This is a genomic window from Mycobacterium sp. NPDC049093 (assembly GCF_040704635.1).
GTDB lineage: Bacteria > Actinomycetota > Actinomycetes > Mycobacteriales > Mycobacteriaceae > Mycobacterium.
Genome location: NZ_JBEZJS010000005.1, coordinates 555,296 through 571,322 on the forward strand (window position 1 = coordinate 555,296; position 16,027 = coordinate 571,322).

17 protein-coding genes are annotated in these 16,027 nt (G+C 63.4%); 7 read left to right on the forward strand and 10 right to left on the reverse strand.

Going from position 1 to position 16,027, the window contains the following annotated elements; all coding sequences use genetic code 11:
* Positions 1–140 precede the first annotated feature (140 nt).
* Positions 141–710, reverse strand: coding sequence for a TetR/AcrR family transcriptional regulator (locus AB0876_RS23020; RefSeq protein ID WP_491837050.1), 570 nt, complete (start codon positions 708–710; stop codon positions 141–143).
* Positions 711–804: 94 nt separating this feature from the next.
* Between AB0876_RS23020 and AB0876_RS23025 the strand changes: the two genes are divergently transcribed.
* A complete protein-coding gene (locus AB0876_RS23025; protein ID WP_526043016.1) occupies positions 805–1,659 on the forward strand; it encodes an alpha/beta hydrolase in 855 nt (284 codons plus the stop codon).
* A 338-nt stretch (positions 1,660–1,997) separates the two neighbouring features.
* On the opposite strand, the gene AB0876_RS23030 is transcribed toward AB0876_RS23025, so the two are convergent.
* Together AB0876_RS23030 and AB0876_RS23035 are read right to left on the reverse strand one after the other, a co-directional pair.
* Positions 1,998–2,456: a DUF3237 family protein gene (locus AB0876_RS23030; RefSeq protein WP_526043017.1), complete on the reverse strand. Its 459-nt coding sequence runs from the start codon at positions 2,454–2,456 to the stop codon at positions 1,998–2,000.
* Positions 2,453–2,935, reverse strand: coding sequence for a nuclear transport factor 2 family protein (locus tag AB0876_RS23035; protein ID WP_491837053.1), 483 nt, complete (start codon positions 2,933–2,935; stop codon positions 2,453–2,455). The genes AB0876_RS23030 and AB0876_RS23035 overlap by 4 nt, the downstream gene beginning before the upstream one ends.
* 287 nt (positions 2,936–3,222) lie before the next feature.
* On the opposite strand from AB0876_RS23035, the gene AB0876_RS23040 reads away from it, so the two are divergent.
* Positions 3,223–4,260 carry an NADP-dependent oxidoreductase gene (locus tag AB0876_RS23040; protein WP_491837141.1) on the forward strand — a complete coding sequence of 346 codons (1,038 nt, stop codon included), beginning with the start codon at positions 3,223–3,225 and terminating at the stop codon, positions 4,258–4,260.
* 140 nt (positions 4,261–4,400) lie between these two features.
* On the opposite strand, the gene AB0876_RS23045 is transcribed toward AB0876_RS23040, so the two are convergent.
* A complete protein-coding gene (locus tag AB0876_RS23045; protein ID WP_526043018.1) occupies positions 4,401–5,900 on the reverse strand; it encodes a long-chain-fatty-acid--CoA ligase in 1,500 nt (499 codons plus the stop codon).
* Positions 5,901–6,200: 300 nt separating this feature from the next.
* On the opposite strand from AB0876_RS23045, the gene AB0876_RS23050 reads away from it, so the two are divergent.
* On the forward strand, positions 6,201–6,857 hold the full coding sequence (locus AB0876_RS23050) for a TetR/AcrR family transcriptional regulator (RefSeq protein ID WP_526043055.1): 657 nt from the start codon (positions 6,201–6,203) through the stop codon (positions 6,855–6,857).
* Positions 6,858–6,905: 48 nt separating this feature from the next.
* Here the strand turns inward: AB0876_RS23050 and AB0876_RS23055 are convergent, their stop codons facing one another.
* The 4 genes from AB0876_RS23055 to AB0876_RS23070 all read right to left on the reverse strand — a co-directional run bounded on the left by AB0876_RS23055 (position 6,906) and on the right by AB0876_RS23070 (position 10,390).
* On the reverse strand, positions 6,906–7,772 hold the full coding sequence (locus tag AB0876_RS23055; RefSeq protein WP_491837055.1) for a mycofactocin-coupled SDR family oxidoreductase: 867 nt from the start codon (positions 7,770–7,772) through the stop codon (positions 6,906–6,908).
* Between the two features lie 79 nt (positions 7,773–7,851).
* Positions 7,852–8,277, reverse strand: coding sequence for a VOC family protein (locus AB0876_RS23060; RefSeq protein WP_526043019.1), 426 nt, complete (start codon positions 8,275–8,277; stop codon positions 7,852–7,854).
* Complete coding sequence (locus AB0876_RS23065) at positions 8,274–9,779, reverse strand: CoA-acylating methylmalonate-semialdehyde dehydrogenase (protein ID WP_491837057.1); 1,506 nt, start codon at positions 9,777–9,779, stop codon at positions 8,274–8,276. Before AB0876_RS23065 ends, AB0876_RS23060 begins: the two co-directional genes overlap by 4 nt.
* A gap of 50 nt (positions 9,780–9,829) precedes the next feature.
* Positions 9,830–10,390 (reverse strand): cupin domain-containing protein, encoded by a 561-nt coding sequence (locus AB0876_RS23070; protein WP_055110977.1) that lies wholly within the window; start codon positions 10,388–10,390, stop codon positions 9,830–9,832.
* A 237-nt stretch (positions 10,391–10,627) separates the two neighbouring features.
* On the opposite strand from AB0876_RS23070, the gene AB0876_RS23075 reads away from it, so the two are divergent.
* The 4 genes from AB0876_RS23075 (at position 10,628) to AB0876_RS23090 (ending at position 14,450) form a co-directional block, all read left to right on the forward strand.
* Positions 10,628–11,086: a DUF3237 domain-containing protein gene (locus tag AB0876_RS23075; protein WP_491837058.1), complete on the forward strand. Its 459-nt coding sequence runs from the start codon at positions 10,628–10,630 to the stop codon at positions 11,084–11,086.
* On the forward strand, positions 11,083–12,015 hold the full coding sequence (locus AB0876_RS23080; protein ID WP_491837059.1) for an alpha/beta hydrolase: 933 nt from the start codon (positions 11,083–11,085) through the stop codon (positions 12,013–12,015). The genes AB0876_RS23075 and AB0876_RS23080 overlap by 4 nt, the downstream gene beginning before the upstream one ends.
* 147 nt (positions 12,016–12,162) lie before the next feature.
* Positions 12,163–13,521 carry a lipase family protein gene (locus tag AB0876_RS23085; RefSeq protein ID WP_526043020.1) on the forward strand — a complete coding sequence of 453 codons (1,359 nt, stop codon included), beginning with the start codon at positions 12,163–12,165 and terminating at the stop codon, positions 13,519–13,521.
* A gap of 83 nt (positions 13,522–13,604) precedes the next feature.
* On the forward strand, positions 13,605–14,450 hold the full coding sequence (locus AB0876_RS23090; protein WP_526043021.1) for an LLM class F420-dependent oxidoreductase: 846 nt from the start codon (positions 13,605–13,607) through the stop codon (positions 14,448–14,450).
* A 25-nt stretch (positions 14,451–14,475) separates the two neighbouring features.
* Here the strand turns inward: AB0876_RS23090 and AB0876_RS23095 are convergent, their stop codons facing one another.
* On the reverse strand, positions 14,476–15,309 hold the full coding sequence (locus tag AB0876_RS23095) for an NAD(P)H-binding protein (RefSeq protein ID WP_526043022.1): 834 nt from the start codon (positions 15,307–15,309) through the stop codon (positions 14,476–14,478).
* A gap of 77 nt (positions 15,310–15,386) precedes the next feature.
* Positions 15,387–15,956, reverse strand: a complete 570-nt coding sequence (locus AB0876_RS23100) for a TetR/AcrR family transcriptional regulator (protein ID WP_526043023.1) — start codon at positions 15,954–15,956, stop codon at positions 15,387–15,389.
* Between the last annotated feature and the right edge of the window lie 71 nt (positions 15,957–16,027).

Here is a 16,027-nt window from a genome sequence, read left to right on the forward strand (position 1 = left end):
TGCGGTGCGCTCTCGTCGCGCACAACGCAGACTTTAGGCCGCGCGCCGGCGGGGCCAGGGCTACGTTATGTAACGAACTCGCCGAGATCATTGACACTCTGACGCCGGGTTGTCGGACAGGAACTCCCACGGAAAGCTACTCAACGGACCTCGGTCAAGCGCAGGATCAGGGCAACCGCGTCCTCCGCCTGGCCGGCTGGAGTCAGGACTTCCCGCAAGAGCAGCCCACGCAGCGCAGCGACGGCCACGGTGGCCATGTTCAGCGCCTCCTCGGCGTCGCGGCCTTCGCGTTCCGCGAGCGATGCCAGCATCATGGTTAGGTCGTCGAGCGAGTCGATGAACTCACGAAAGTCCCCCGGACTGTAAGCGGCAAGTCCTACGACGTGAAAGAACCCGCGGATACGGGACAGCCGCTCCGGGTGGGTATAGGCCCGCCAGATCGCCGCGACGAGATCGCCGAAGGTGCCGTGCTGGGCGGTCTCGAAGAACACCTCGTTGTCACGAGATCGCTGCACCTTGAGCATCGCTGCCAAGACGCCCGAGAGTGACCCGAAGTGGTACCGCAGCAGGGCGTGACTGGTCTCGGCCCGGGCGGCGACCTCCCGCAGCGACATCTCCGGCGAGGGAAGGGATTCCCCGAAGGCATCGAGAAGCCGAGCCAGGAGACGGTCGCGTGCGTCGCCTTTGCCTGCCGCGCTTGACAAGATCACTTCCACACTTTATCCATTGGATAAGACTTTTCCAATGGATAAAAACCGCTGAGCGCGCCGTGCTGCACCGCCGGCCAAGTTGTGAAGGACTTTGATGAGCGCCATGTGGCAAGGCTGTCTCGCGGGCACCGACTACTTCGAGATGCGTTCCAGCGGTGGGCATGACTACGGAGTCTGGGTTACCACGCCACCCGACTACGACCGCGCCGCAACACAAGCGCCCATCGTGTACGTGCTCGACGGCAACTTTGCCGTGGGCCTGACGGCTCCGCTCATCGTCACCCAGATGGACCCCATGCAACGGATCCAGCCCTACATCCAAGTCAGCGTCGGGTACGCGGGTGAGGAAGCTCAGGACTGGGACCGGCTGCGCAACAGAGACTTTGTGCCGCCCGGAGAGCCCATCGCCAAGGAACTCATCGACGCCCTGGAGCTGGGGGTGGAAATGGCCGCGAGGACACGCGAAGAAGCTGACGCCTACCTCACCGAACTGCGCGACACCCACGCCGATGTTTTCCTGAGCTTCCTCACCGCGGAACTACATCCGCGGATCGAACACGACTATGGCACTGCCGCAAGCGGTCACGGACTTTTCGGCTACTCCTACGGCGGACTTTTCAGCCTGTATACCTGGCTCACCGGCAGCACCCTCTTCGAGAGCATCGGAGCGGGCAGTCCCGGCGTCATCGATGAAGACAGTCGGATCTTCGCCCAGCTCGACGAGTTGGGCGACAGCCGGCGTGCTGCCAAGCTCCACGTAACCTTCAACGACCGCGAGCTTCTCGGAGACCTGGCCGTGTACCAGAGCCTCGCGAAGAACACGGCCACTGTCCTTCACCGCCTCACGTCACGCAACGAAGCGGTCACCAGCGAGATCCTGCACGAAACGCACGTGACCGGCCTGCAGGCATCGTTCCTCAGTTACCTCAGGGCCTGCCGTGCCCGGTAAGCGCGAAGCACCCCCTCGCTTCTCCGGACACAAAACCGCTGCCACGGAACGCAACTGAGCAACTACCGAAGCGGGGTAACGCGATCATTGTGGCGCACTGAATGCTGGCCACTCCGGTGCACTTCCCGCGACGAATCGCGGCCGATGTTCCCGAGGGCCTAGGCATCGCTCTCCCGCAGTTTCAGAACGCTCATGTGCTGAGCCAACCGCCGAGGAACGGCGCCGCGACACCCACACCACAGGGCGCCGGCTCAACGCCGACAATCGCGGCCAGGATCGAATGGAACGCCCCGCCCGATGTCGGCGTTGACCTTATCTATTGGCCGCCAGTCTGCCGGTCAGATAACGACTCGGAAGACTTGGAATTCGACGATTGGTCCGGGTTGGATGCGTCCTTGTCCGACGAAGATGCTTTGGTTGACCCAGGCGTATTTGGGGTCGCCGGATTCCAGGCGTGGGGTGGTGACGAAGTAGTGGTCGCCGAAGTCGGTGCCGCTGCTGCCGCCGCCGAGGGCGCCTGCGGCGGCTTCGTTGACCTCGACCAGGCCTTGGTAGCTCATGTAGATGACCGCACCGTCGTCGGTGTAGAACTGGGCACGCACATCGAGTCGGCCGTAGCCGTCTTCGCCGGCCAGTAGCCAGTCTCCGCCGCCGGGGGCGGCGGTGCCGTTGAATCGGTTTCCGGTGACTTTGCCTCCCGTGACGGCGAGGACTTGGCGCAGCCCGTAAGGGCCCGGGCCGACGATCTGAGGTTCGGCGAGCTCTGCGGTGTAGCTGAACTCCGGCTCCAACTTCACTGGGCAGCCCCCACTCCGGCGGCTGCCATCACAGCTGACATGCCCTGGGCGATCACGTCGCGGCCAAAGGCCTCGAGCACAACATTGGGATTGAAGTACTCGCGGATCAGCACAACCTTGCTGTCCCGGATCCGCATATGGGTGCAATAGGTATTGGCGTAGATCTTGCCGGTCTGCGTGACCGTCGCCTTTCCGTGCAGCTCCAGGATGAAGAGCTCCGGGTCGGTCGTGTCGTGCACGGTCAGCGAATCGATCCGAAGGTCGGGCACCGAGGCGAAGAACCAGTCGATGAAATGACCGATCAGGTGCCGGCCGGGCACGGTATCGGCGAGCGGCTCAGGAGCGAAGGGCATCTCCCAGACGGCGTCCTGGGCAAAGTTGTCCTTCCACGTCTCCAGGGCCTCGCCACGAGGAGGACCGTCATCGAGGGCCCCCCAGAATCGCTCAACCGTCGCGCGGTTGTCCGTTTGTACGCTCATGCGCCCGCCTCCATCTCTCGGTCGACTGCCGTCACAGTCGGATGCCAAAACCGAGAGTGCACCATACGTCGTTAATAGTCAACACTCTGTCGATATTATCGTTTCGTTGTTGCGGAACATGACTCGTGGCCGTCAACCGAAAAATCTGCCATAAAGTCGACAGAGCGTTGATTACCGACGACGTCAAGTTTAAAATCACTGTGGGTCTCGCCGCGAACTCAGCGGATGAGGTGTTTACGCGCCCCGATGACCACGATTCCCGCCACCGCCGACAACGAGGATTCACCATGAAAACACCCACCAACCGGCTGTTTCGCCTGCAGAAGCGGCCGCAAGGCCAGGTCACCGAACAAGATCTCAAGTGGGTCGAGGAGACCATCCCCGATATAGCAGAGGGGCAGGCGTTGATCCGCACGCTGTACCTGTCGCTCGACCCCACGAACCGTGTCTGGATGAGCCAGTTGCGTTCCTACATCCCGCCGGTCGAGTTGGGCGCCGTGATGCGAGGTCTCGGAGTGGGACAGGTGATCGAAAGCCGGCGAGACGATCTGCCAGTAGGCGCATTCGTCCTCGGCTTCACCGGCTGGCAAGAATACTGTGTCGCTGACGATTCCGTTCTGGAGTTTCCGTTCACAGTGCTGCCCGACCCACTGCCGGCGCCGCTTTCGGCGTTCCTGGGAGTACTTGGCCACACCGGCATTTCAGCGTTCATCGGTATCGAGCTGGGCGATCCGCAGCCGGGCGAGACGGTTGTCGTTTCCGCCGCGGCCGGTGCCGTCGGTTCGATCGCTGGACAGCTGGCCAAGCAGCGAGGCGCCCGCGTGGTCGGCATCGCCGGCGGCGCCGAGAAGTGCCGGCACCTGGTGGAGGAACTGGGCTTCGACGCATGCGTAGACCGGCGCTCGGACGACTGGCGCGAGCAACTCGACGAGGCGACCCCCGACGGCATTGACGTCGACTTCGAGAACGTGGGCGGCCCGATCATGGATTACGTCCTGGGCCGGTTGAACGTCGGTGCACGAGTAGCGCTGTGTGGACTGATCTCGGAGTACGACACCTACAACGACGACGGAGGCCAACCGGGCCTGCGCAACGCAAATCAGTTGCTCATGCAGCGAGCCACCCTGCGGGGGTTCATCGTCACCGATCACATCGAGCGGTACGGCGAGATCATCGGCAAACTCGCCGCGGCGCTGGGCGAGGGTGCGGTCATGTACGACGAAACCGTCGTCGAAGGTCTGGAAAGTGCTCGGGAAACCCTCAATCAGGCACTTTCCGGCGGCGCGCGCGGCAAGACGATCGTCCAGGTCGCACCGCTCCCCTAGCCCATCAGGGAACAGAACAGTGCGCCGCCCAACCAGTGGTAAGACGCCGGTTGGGCGGCGCGACGACGACGACCGCTAGCACGCGCTGATTCGGCCGCCCAACCGCCGCAGTATCGGATGAACTCGCAATGGCGTAGTGCTCACCTGATCCCGGTGAGGTTGGGCGGTTGCACTTCGCGTCGGAGGATCTTGCCGGTCGGGCCCTTGGGCACCGAGTCGACGAACCAGATTTCGCGGGGGTATTTGTACGCCGCGAGGCGATCTCGTACGAACGCCTTCAATTCGCCAACTTCTGCGTGCGCCCCACGCTTGAGGGCAACGGCCGCGCCGATCTCCTCACCGAGGTCTGCGTGTTTGATGCCGATCACCGCAGCTTCAGCGACAGCAGGATGTTCGTAGAGCACTTCCTCAACTTCGCGGGGATACACGTTGTACCCACCCCGGATGATCAGATCTTTCTTCCGGTCGACGATGGTGTAGTACCCGTGGCTATCGCGAACGGCGATGTCCCCGGTACGAAACCAGCCATCGGGGATGGCTTCGGCCGTTGCGTCAGGTCGGTTCCAGTATCCCTTCATCAAATTCTCGCCCTGGATGGCGATCTCGCCAGGTGTGCCGTCGGGAACGTCCTCGCCGCCGTTGTCGACGATGCGCAGCGCGCAGCCCCGTACAGGTATCCCGATGGTGCCCGGTCTGCGCTGGTGCCCCGGCTGGTTGAAGCAGGCAATGGGCGCCGTCTCCGAGAGCCCATACCCTTCGTAGATCTCGCAGTCGAACTTGCGCTCAAACGCTTTGAGAATCTCGACGGGCATCGGTGCACCGCCGGTAATGCATGTGCGGAGCGAGGACATGACAGTGCTATCCGCGTCGGGAGAGTGCAGCATCGCGGCGTACATGGTGGGCACGCCTTCGAGAACCGTCACTCGATCGCGGGCCAGGACCTCCAATGCCTTAGCGGCCTCGAAGCGGGGAACGAGCGTGAGGAGAGCACCGGCTTTGACCGCGGCATTGAGTCCGCAGGTGAGGCCGAAGACATGGAACAGTGGCAAGCAACCGAGGATCACGTCTTCGGGGCCCACGTTGATCAATGTGTCCACTGTCGTCGCGGCGTTGGAGGACATGTTCCGGTGGGTGAGTTCTGCCCCCTTGGGTTTCCCGGTGGTCCCCGAGGTGTAAAGGATCACCGCAGTATCGTTGTCGGTTCGCTCGACCGCTTGATGGATTGGGGTGCCGGACAGGCTGATTGGACCCGTAGGGGGCACCAATACCGAGCGAATTCCGACTTTCTCCGCTGCGGCCGGCACGACGGAATCGCTGCCTTCCAACCCGTACACGACCGTCATACCCGAGTCGGTGAGGTAGTACTCGACCTCACGTGCACTGAGCAGCGGATTCATGGGAACTGCGACCGCGCCCGCCAGGAGTACGCCGTAAAACAGCACTGGGTATGCCGGCACGTTGGGAAGCACCAGACCCACCCGGTCGCCGGGAAGCACACCTTGGGCTCGCAGATCGCCGGCCACAGCCGAAGCGTGGTCGTAGAGCTGCCGGTAGGACAGCACGTATTCGTCGAGCTTCACGGCCGGCCGGGCTCCGTATTCGTGCGCAGTCGCGACCAGATTGCCGGCGAGGTTGGACACGGTTGACTCCTACTTCGAAAGAGAGTTCGCATTTTCATTCCGCGGCCAGGCGTGCGAATCGCATTTGAGTGCGGGGAGAGCAGCGGCCGAATCCGCGGCGACGGCCGGCGCCGGCACGAACGTTAAAGGCGAGGCCGATGCAACGCTCATAGTATGCACTACATGTGGGTGATAATCAACACAATGTCGAAAACAACCGGTACTTCCGCCTCTGGAACACGTGTTTCGCGGTTGGCCTGACCTATCATCTTCCGTATGGCGTCCACTTCATCTTTCAACCTGAGCACCACAGAAACACGGGTGGGCCGACGAAACATCAAAGGTGACAGACGCGAACAAGCCATCCTCGAAGGTGCTTACGACATGTTGCGCACAGTGCCGCTGCGCAACATTTCCATCGACGATCTCACCAAGCGCGCGGGGCTGTCGCGGTCATCGTTCTACTTCTACTTCGAATCCAAGTGGCAGCTGTTGTCGGCCCTGCTCTCGCGGGTCACCGCCGACGTGTTCCAAGCATCGCAACTGATTTTTGAGCGTCCGGCCGGTATGCCGCCGGAAGCGGCCATCGAGCACGCGGTCAACGAGGTTATCCAGGTATGGGAACAGCACGGTCACGTTCTGCGTGAAGTCGGCGACGCCGCTGCGGCCGAGCCGGACCTGCAGAAGCAGTGGGACACGATCCTCGGTCGGTTCATCGACGCTTCGGCGGCCAGCATCGAGCGAGACAGGGCTGCCGGCGTGGCCATCGACGGGCCACCTGCCAGGTCATTGGCTGCCGCGTTGATGTGGATGGGTGAACGCAACCTCTCGTTGATGAGTCTGCGCAGCGAGAACGCAATCCCGTTGAAGGACATGGCCGAAACGGTGACCACCATATGGCTGCGAACGGTCTACGGCCTTGAGTGGAAGCCGCGCGAGAAGCCCAGTAGACGCCGCAAGTCCTCCCCGAAGACGTGATCGACGTCTTCCGGGAGGGCCCTGCTTGACCTTTGGGGTTGCCGGACGTTACTGGTTGTCCAAGGCCATTTTCGTCATATTCAGCCCCGGCATCAGCATGTGACCACCCTCGACCAACATCTCGAGACCGGTCGTCCATCGTGATTCGTCGGAGGCCAGCCACAGCACGGCCTCGCTCATGGCCTGCGGCGGCAGCAGGCCTACATCCCGCAGAACTGCCCAGTACCTCGCGCCCTGCAGGTCCTCTTTGACCCCCTGGCCAGGCCCCTTGCCTGCGCAGAGGTCGTAGCCCCCTTGCCAGTCCAGGGCGGGCGTATCGGTAGGCCCGGGAAGAAGTGAGTTGACTCGGATGCCGTACTGACCGAACTCGAGTGCTGCACTCTTCGCCAGGCCGAGTACGCCATGCTTCGAAGCCACGTAGTGGACGTAGTGGGGAGATCCCTCGACGCCGTTGCCGGACGAGGTGATGATCACCGACCCCCCTCCGCGCGTCTTCATGGCGGGGGTTACGGCCTTCAGCGTGCGCCAGGGCCCCATGATGTTGACGTTGAGCACATCCAGGAACTCGTCCTCGGGAATGTCTGCGAACGGGTGCACAGTCCAGATGCCGGCGTTGGCCACTGCGACATCGAGTCCGCCGAAGGCCTGCACACCTTCGGCGACCAACGTGTCCAGCGGGGCCTGCTCACGAACGTCGCCTTGGTGCGCGATGATTCGCCGGCCCAGCGCCTCGACTTCCTTGACCGTGATCTCGAGGTCAGCTGCCGTGCCGACGGGATAGGGAACCCCTCCATTAGCCGGGCAGTCGAAGGCGAGGATGTCCGCGCCTTCCTGTGCGAGGCGGATGGCGTGTGCTCGCCCCTGGCCTCGGGCCGCTCCGGTGACCAGGGCGACCTTTCCTTCCATGCGTCCCATGTTTACTCCTCGTGGTGATTGGTTTACGGTCGGCCGATCGGCGAGACCGCCTGTGGTGCAACGGATATAAACCGAGACCTCACTCGCTCGGTCTGATCAGTTGGAGAAGAACATCGATTCCGGGAGGTTCGGTCCAGACATGTGTGGCCTCCCCCATCAGAATCGGTGCCTCGATCGGCTCCGGGCGGCCAGGCCCTCGGATGGCACAGCCCGCGAGTTCAGGGCCGTCGGCGTGGTCCAGCCGCAGTGCCAGGTGGTCGAGTTTTGCCGGTGCTCCGTCGAGGGCCGTCTCGAGCGCGTCCAGGTCGTGCAGGGTGTACAGCTCGACCTCGGCGCCGGAAACGTTGAGGAACGCCGCGCGGACGCTCATGGCCGGAACGTCGACCGAACGAGCAACCTCCACCCCAAACCGATTGGACCAGTGCGCGAGTGCCGAGTCGAGGTCGCGTACCAGGATGCCGACGTGGTCGAGCCGAGGGAGGCCGGCAGCGGGTGGCGAGGTCATTGACTACCCGCCGCGACGAAGTGCGGAGCAAGACCGGGCCTAGGCTCGGTCCAACGCTGCGTGACGACCTTGGACCTCGTGTAGAAGCGATAGCCGTCGTAGTTGAGCCCGTCGTCTCCGAAGCGTGAGTCCCCCCATCCGCCGAAGCCGAACCAGGAGATCGGCACGGGGATAGGCACGTTGATCCCAACGCTGCCCGCCGATACGCCGCGGCTGAACCGGCGCGCAGCGGTGCCGCTGCCGGTGAAGATGATGGCGCCGTTCCCGTAGGGATTGTCGTTGACGATCTGCAGGGCCTGCTCGAGATCTTCGACGCGCAGCACGCTCAGGACCGGTCCGAACACTTCGTCGCGGTAGAGGTCGCTCTCGACGCCGACGTGGTCGACGAGACTGGGACCGATGAAGTAACCGGCTCCGGGGGCTTCCCGCTCACGGCCATCGACGACCAGTCGGCCACCCTGCTTGACGGAGCGTTCCAGCGCCCCTCGGACCCGATCGAGTGCCCGCTCCGAGATCAACGGCCCCATGTCAGAACCCGGCACCTCGCCCGGGCCCACCTTGAACGCGATGGCGCGCTCGGCAATCTTGCCCACCAGTGCATCTGCCGCCGAGCCGACCGCTACCGCGACCGTCACTGCCATGCATCGCTGACCCGCAGCGCCGTAGGCCGCCGAAACCAGCGCATCGGCCGCGGCATCGAGATCGGCGTCGGGCATCACCACCAGGTGGTTCTTGGCGCCCCCAAGTGCCTGCACTTTCTTGCCTGCTTCTGCCGAGCGCCGGTAGATCGCACGTGCGACAGGAGTGGACCCGACGAACGAGACCGCCGCGACATCGGGGTGGTCGATGAGTGCCTCGGCTGCCTCCACACCGCCGTGCACAACGTTCAGCACGCCGTCGGGCAATCCTGCTTCGCTCGCGATCTGCGCCAACCGCACCGATGCCGACGGCACCTGTTCACTTGGCTTGAGCACGAACGCGTTCCCGCACGCAATCGCGGCTGCGAACATCGATACCGGCACCATGACCGGAAAGTTGAACGGTGTGATGCCGGCGCATACACCGAGCGGTTGCCGGAAGGAGTACGTGTCGACCCCATTGGCAACCTGCTCGGCGTACTCCCCCTTGAGTTGCTGCACCACCGAAAGCGACACGTCGACGGCTTCGATCGAGCGCGCCAGTTCTCCCCGGGCGTCTGCGAGCGTCTTGCCCTGTTCGGCCGTGATGATCGACGCCAGGTCGTCCACCTGCTCGTGCAGCAAAGCCCGGAAACGATGCAGTATCGCCGCCCGGGCTGGGCCGGGGGTGTCGGCCCAGGCGACCGCCGCAGTGCGGGCATTGGCGACAGCTTCGTCGACGGCATCGGCGCCGCCCAGTACGACGGTCCCGATCACGCTCCCTGTAGCGGGATCATGGATCTCGGCTCGCGGCCCCTCGGTCGAGGAGACTGCCGCGCCGCCGATCCAATGCGGCACGGTGTCAAGAGATACATCGATGGTCACAGCAACTCCAATGGGTCAGTAATGCCAAATATCCGAACCGACAACCACGCTCACGCGTTCTGGCGGGGATGCGGAATTTCGGGGAACATCTCCAGGCCGTAGTTGACCTTCAGGTTCTCGACCTCGGCCTGCAGCTGCTCGGGTGTGCGGAGCTCGCGATCGCGCGCTTCGTAGAAGTACTTGTCGATACCGCCGTTGGGCTCGAAACCCTCGCTGTCGGGGCCGGGCACGAACACCACGAGGATCCGGGCTTCGTCACCGACCACCTCGTAGGTGTGCCGCTGATCCTTGCGCCCCCAGACGAACTGGCCTTTCTTGGCGTTGTAGGAACCGGCCTCGGTGTGGATCTTGATTTCACCGTCCATCACGAAGAAGCCCTCTTCTTCGCGGTGGTGGATGTGCCAGACCGGTTCGGTACCACGCACCCAGTTGGTCTCGATGACGATCAGCTGACCGTTGGTGGTCTCACCAGTCGCGTGAATCCAGAAATCCACCCCGGTCATGAAGTCACCGGTCATGTTGAAGTGGATGTCTTCACGGTGGGAGACGTAGCTCTCGCCGTCGCGTGAAGTTGACGGTTGGATCTGGTCGACGTCCGATCTCGTGGCCATGTCAATCCTCTTGTGTCGTTGTAGCGCCGTACGCCGGTGTGCGGTGTCACGGCCTTGGCGAATTTGAGAGTAGACTCACAGTCGATAACAGTCAACACAGTGTCTACTTCTAAAAATGAGCTCCAGTCTGCGAAGTCAAGTAAAACTCGACAATGTGTTGACTATCACCCACATATGGTGCACTCTCGGATCCACCGCGGCGCTGAAGTCAGCCCGCTCGAAAATGGAGGTCTAACAGTGAAATTGGAGCCGGAGTTCAGCTACACCGCAGAGCTCGCCGAACCCCAGATCGTCGGCCCGGGCCCGTACGGGCTGCGCCAAGTCCTCGCCGTCACCGGAGGCAAAGTCACCGGAAACCGATTCAACGGCACCGCCGCCCCCGGCGGCGGAGACTGGCTACTAGCCGGCGAAGACGGCTACGGCCGACTCGATGTGCGTGCCCAGTTCTACACCGACGACGGTGCGGTCATCTACATGAGCTACCAAGGCCTGGTCGAGGTCAACGAAGCCGCCGCAGGCGCCCTCGGCGGCGGCAGCAGCGGCACCGACTTCGGCGACCACTACTTCGTCACCACCCCACGCCTGGAATCCGGCGACCCCAAATACGCCTGGGTCAACCAAAGCATCTTCGTCGGACAAGGACGCATCCAACCCGGACCAATCGTCGAATTCCAAGTCTTCCGAGTCGTGGCATGAGTGCACTGCACGCGCAGGTCCAGCAGCTGTTGCAGTCCCTGTCCGGACGTCCCGCCCCACAGCCGTGGGAGATGCCGATCGCGGCCTACCGGCAGGCCGGAGAGAAGTTGGTCACGTTGGCCGGTGACGTTGACAATCGTTGCACAGTCGATGATTTCACGGTTCCGGTTCGCGAGGGTGTGGTCACGGCGCGGTGTTACCGCCCGCCCGTAGCCGCACCGGCACTGCCGGCTGTTGTCTATCTTCATGGCGGTGCATTCGTACGCGGAAGCCTCGACACCCACGATCGGCTATGCCGGAAACTCTGCGTGCGGGGCGAACTCACCGTGATATCCGTGGCCTACCGCCTGGCACCTGAAGACCAGTTTCCCCGTGCTCATGATGACGCCGCCGATGCCTATGCCTGGGTGAGTGAGCATGCCGAAGAACTAGGCATCGACCCCGAAGCTCTCGCGGTCGCCGGCGATTCCTCCGGGGGTGCACTGGCGGCCAGCATTGCACTTGCCTCGCGAGAACAAGGTCCTCCGGTCAAGGCCCAAGGTCTGCTGTGCCCTGCACTCGATGCCACCATGAGTGGTGACTCGGTCGAACGGTACAAAGACGGCCCCTTCCTCACCCGGGCCGCGCTTGAATGGGCATACGACATGTACGTACCGGAACTGGACGACCGTCGTTCGAGCCTCGCCTCGCCGTTGCTGACGCAGCACCTCGTGGACGCCCCACCTGCAGTGATCGTCAGTGCTCAGATCGATCCCGTTGCCGACGACGCACACCGCTACGGTGCCAGGCTCGCCGCGGCGGGAGTCAAAGTGCAAACCCATGAGTACAAGGGCATGCCGCACAGCTTCCCCTTACTGGCAGGCGTACTCGACGACGGCGATCACGCCATCACCGTGTTCGCGAGGGCGCTCGCGGCCTTGCTCAGCTAGCTCGCCACCCCACCCATCGGGCGTTGACAACCTCTGATCCAAACAAGCACCAGCACATGCCATTACGGCGTTGGGCTGGGCTGCTTTGCGCCATCTCCGGGCGGCGACACATCCGCCGTCCAACAGTCCAACCAAAGGAAACCAACGATGATTCCCTTTTCGGGTGGCGAATCTGCCCACGTCCCGAAATGCCACGCGAGAAGCTGGATCAGGTCGGTGACCATCATCCTGTATGCCGTTGTATCAGCGTTGTTTTCGGTGAGTGCGCCGGTTGCCCGGGCTGACGAATCACAGTACTGGGCGTTCTACACGCCGCCGGACCCCCTGCCCGCGGGCGCACCGGGTGATCTCATCCGAACGGAGCCGTCCAGGCTGGTTCTGGAACCTTCCGGACAACTGGGCTCCTTCGTGGGGACCGGAACGCGAATCATGTATCGCAGCACCGATGCTCAGGGACATCCCGTGGCGGTCACGGGTACCTATATCGAGCCTGATGTCGCCTGGACCGGCAGCGGTCCCCGCCCGTTGCTTGCCTACGCCACAGCCCCTTACGGAATGGGAGAGCAGTGTGCTCCGTCCCGCCTGTTCAACCAAGGTATCCATGCCTCGTTGGATACGGGATTCGACCTGATGTTCAACCTCGAAGAAGGGTTCATCGCGACTCTGCTGGCGCGCGGCTTCGCGATAGTGGTCACCGATGGTGTCGGATTGGGAGTGCACGGTCAGATGGCGCCGCAGTTCCTGAACCGGGTCGCGGGCGGGACAGCACTGAACGATGCGGCGCGGGCAGCGATGAAGCTGCCTGATACCACGTTGGATCCGCATGGACCCGTTGCTTTCTGGGGCTGGCTGGCAGGCGGCGGACATGCCGCATTGGCGGCGGCCGAGCTGGCCGGCGCGTACGCCCCCGAGCTCAACGTTGTTGGAACCTACGCCAACGGCGCCACGACCGATCTGCCCAGCATGTTGCCGCCTCTCGACGGGAACCAGCTCGCCGGATCCCTTGGCTGGGTACTACGGGGGATTCAAGAAGCGTATCCCGACATGACCCAACCGATCGCGGATTCCCTCACCCCGCGCGGTGTGGAGATGTTGGCCAACACCAGCCGACAGTGCATGATCCAAACCGGCATCAATTACGCGTTCCGCCATCTGCAGCCATGGTTCAAAAAGGACCTCTATCAATCGGTGCGCGAGGAGCCACTGAGCTCCATCCTGGCCATGCAGCGAATCGGCAACGTGAAACCCGCTGGTCCGGTGTACCTTTCGCATAACCGATGGGATTCTTTCGCGCCATATGAATCGGTGGTGGCAACCGCGAAAGATTGGTGTGCGCTGGGCGCCGACGTCACGTTGTGGACCAACGAGCAACCACCTTTCCTCAACAAGACGGATACCAACTCACTCCTGACCGCCTTCGTCGACGGCGAGCGGAGCATGGCCTGGATCGCCGACCGCTTCAACGGCGTGCCCACCACACCCACCTGCAGTCAGCTGGTGGAGTGATCACCGATGCCAGTCGGAATCAAAGTTGAAGTCCTGCAGTACATATCGGAATATTCGTGGGTTGACGACTGGTTGATTGACTGATGACTAGTTTGAATCTGGGGACCTTCGGCGTATTCGGTCTTTTCGGGCAGTGGAAACAAATGGCCGCCGCGCAACTGAGGGATATCGAGGCGCTCGGCTACGGCGCGATCTGGGCAGGCGGCTCGCCGCCAGCCGAACTCGACTGGGTCGAGTCAATCCTTGAGCCGACCAAGTCGCTGAAGGTGGCAACGGGCATCGTCAACATCTGGTCGGCGGCCGCCGGTCGGGTCGCCGAGTCGTTTCACCGCATCGAGACGGCCCACCCGGGACGATTCCTGCTCGGGATCGGGGCCGGACATCCCGAGCTGATCGCCGAGTACACGAAACCCTACGACGCGCTCACCGAGTACCTCACCAAACTCGATGAATACGGCGTGCCAAAGGACCAGCGCGTCGTCGCTGCGCTCGGCCCCCAGGTCCTGACACTGGCCGCGCGCCGCAGCGCGGGAGCCCATCCCTACCTGACCACCCCGCAACACACCGCTCAGGCGCGCGCCTTGGTCGGGCCGGATGCTTTCATCGCCCCGGCCCACAAGGTCGTGCTGAACACGGACGCGGCCCAGGCACGGGCCATCGGACGCGAAGCTCTCGCCACCTATCTCAACGGCACCAACTATGTGAACAACTGGAGGCGGCTGGGGTTCAATGACTCCGACGTCACCGCCCCCGGCAGCGACGCCCTGGTCGACGCCCTCGTCGCGCATGGCAGCACTGACGCCGTCGCAACCAGACTGAACGAGCATCTCGTTGCCGGCGCGACCCACGTGCCTGTGCAAGTCCTGACCCGACCCGACAAACTGATTCCCTCACTTACCGAACTGGCCGGACCACTCGGCCTCATCTGATACCACAGTTCGCCGGCCCCGGCGATCAGCGGAACGAATCGAGCCGCTCGCCGGCCCACTGCCGGAAGGTGCGTCCGGGCCTTCCGGTGATGCGCTCGACAGATCGGCGCGCCTCGTCCTGGTGTCGCGGCAGCTGCGACCAGTAGTCGAGAATGGCGTCGACCAGAGGTAGCGGAGCGTGCCGCGAAAGATGTTGCACAGCTTGTTCTCTGCTGGGTTCACGCCACTCCAGCTCCCGCGCGAGCAGGCTTGCCAGAATGTCGCGTTGCTGATGGAAGCTGAGCACCTCGGGGCCGCCAAGAGGCAGGACGAGCCCATCCAGATCGTCGTCGATGAGCGCGCACTCGGCCACGTCGGCAATGTCCTCGGGATGGATAACGTCGAGACAGGCCTCCCAGAAGGGCTGCTCGACCGGGACTCCGGCGCGGATGAACGATGCCCAGTCGAGCGTCATGGTGGCGAATGTCCCCGGTCGCAGCACCGTAGTGCTGAATGGCGCTGCAGCAAGGGCGGTTTCAACGTCAGCGTGATGTCGCGCCAGCGAGTTGTGTTCCGCGTTGCCCATCTCAGTCGAGTCCGAGGAGAGCAGGACGACCCGCCGGACACCTGCGCGCTCTGCACAGTCGACGAAGTCCTCGATGGCGGCGGGTTCCGCGTAAAGGAAAATGCGGTCGACTTCCACCAATGCCTCGTCGAAGGTTTCCGGCGCGGTGAGATCCAGTTCGACGATGTCGACGCCCAGTCCCGCCGCTCTGCGGGGATCGCGACTGCCTGCCCTCACGGCCCGGTCGGCCGATGCCAATCGTCCAACGAGGCTCGCTCCGATTCCACCCGTCGCGCCGGTGATGAGTGTGGTCATCGCTGAAACCCTACGAGCGAATCGACAACGAAACAAGACTTGAGTCCGGCTTCCCGGCATAGCGCCAGGTAGAGCGGCTACTCGGCTTCGTCCGACTGAGCGCCCGACAGCACGAGGTCCAGCAACGCGCTCAGTTCGGCGCCGAGATCGGACACCGGAGGCTCCTCCTGGACCCACTGCGACATCGCAGAAACGTAGCCCGACGCGAGCAGCTGTCCGACCCGTGCCGGTCGCACCGACGGTCGAAGGACCGCCTCGGTCTCCACGATCAGGGCGGCGAGGTCCACCCCGACCGGATGGTCGACCAGCATCGTCGTGTACAGGAGGGTGGGCGGGACCAGCGCGCACATCTCCGCACGGGCAATGGAATTCGAGGTGGCCAGGGCGTCCAGGTAGGCGCCGAGCACTTCACGAAGCGGCCGACCCGCCATCCCGTCAGTTCGCGCGGACTGCCAGGCCTCGTTCCGTCGTCGCCGCATCCATTCCTCAAGGAAGAGCGTCTTGCGGGGAAAATGCGTGAAGACGGTGCTGCGCGACAGTCCCGACCGGTCGGCGATCTCGTCCATCGAGGACGCCTCGAATCCGCGTTCGACGAACAGCGCGATGGCGGCTTCGTAGACCCGGTCGTGCCGTTCTGCCCGCTTCACCGTCCGCTGGGTCGGCCCCTGCCGAGCACGCCGGCCGCGCGTTCGCCCGCTGGCCGTCTCAGAGCGCTCTG

What these genes read in the sequence shown, in the direction of transcription:
- AB0876_RS23025 (WP_526043016.1), top strand. Translation starts at nt 805, where the DNA reads ATGAGCGCCATGTGGCAAGGCTGTCTCGCGGGCACCGACTACTTCGAG.
- AB0876_RS23035 (WP_491837053.1), bottom strand. Translation starts at nt 2,935, where the DNA reads ATGAGCGTACAAACGGACAACCGCGCGACGGTTGAGCGATTCTGGGGG.
- AB0876_RS23040 (WP_491837141.1), top strand. Translation starts at nt 3,223, where the DNA reads ATGAAAACACCCACCAACCGGCTGTTTCGCCTGCAGAAGCGGCCGCAA.
- AB0876_RS23055 (WP_491837055.1), bottom strand. Translation starts at nt 7,772, where the DNA reads ATGGGACGCATGGAAGGAAAGGTCGCCCTGGTCACCGGAGCGGCCCGA.
- AB0876_RS23060 (WP_526043019.1), bottom strand. Translation starts at nt 8,277, where the DNA reads ATGACCTCGCCACCCGCTGCCGGCCTCCCTCGGCTCGACCACGTCGGC.
- AB0876_RS23070 (WP_055110977.1), bottom strand. Translation starts at nt 10,390, where the DNA reads ATGGCCACGAGATCGGACGTCGACCAGATCCAACCGTCAACTTCACGC.
- AB0876_RS23080 (WP_491837059.1), top strand. Translation starts at nt 11,083, where the DNA reads ATGAGTGCACTGCACGCGCAGGTCCAGCAGCTGTTGCAGTCCCTGTCC.
- AB0876_RS23085 (WP_526043020.1), top strand. Translation starts at nt 12,163, where the DNA reads ATGATTCCCTTTTCGGGTGGCGAATCTGCCCACGTCCCGAAATGCCAC.
- AB0876_RS23090 (WP_526043021.1), top strand. Translation starts at nt 13,605, where the DNA reads ATGACTAGTTTGAATCTGGGGACCTTCGGCGTATTCGGTCTTTTCGGG.
- AB0876_RS23095 (WP_526043022.1), bottom strand. Translation starts at nt 15,309, where the DNA reads ATGACCACACTCATCACCGGCGCGACGGGTGGAATCGGAGCGAGCCTC.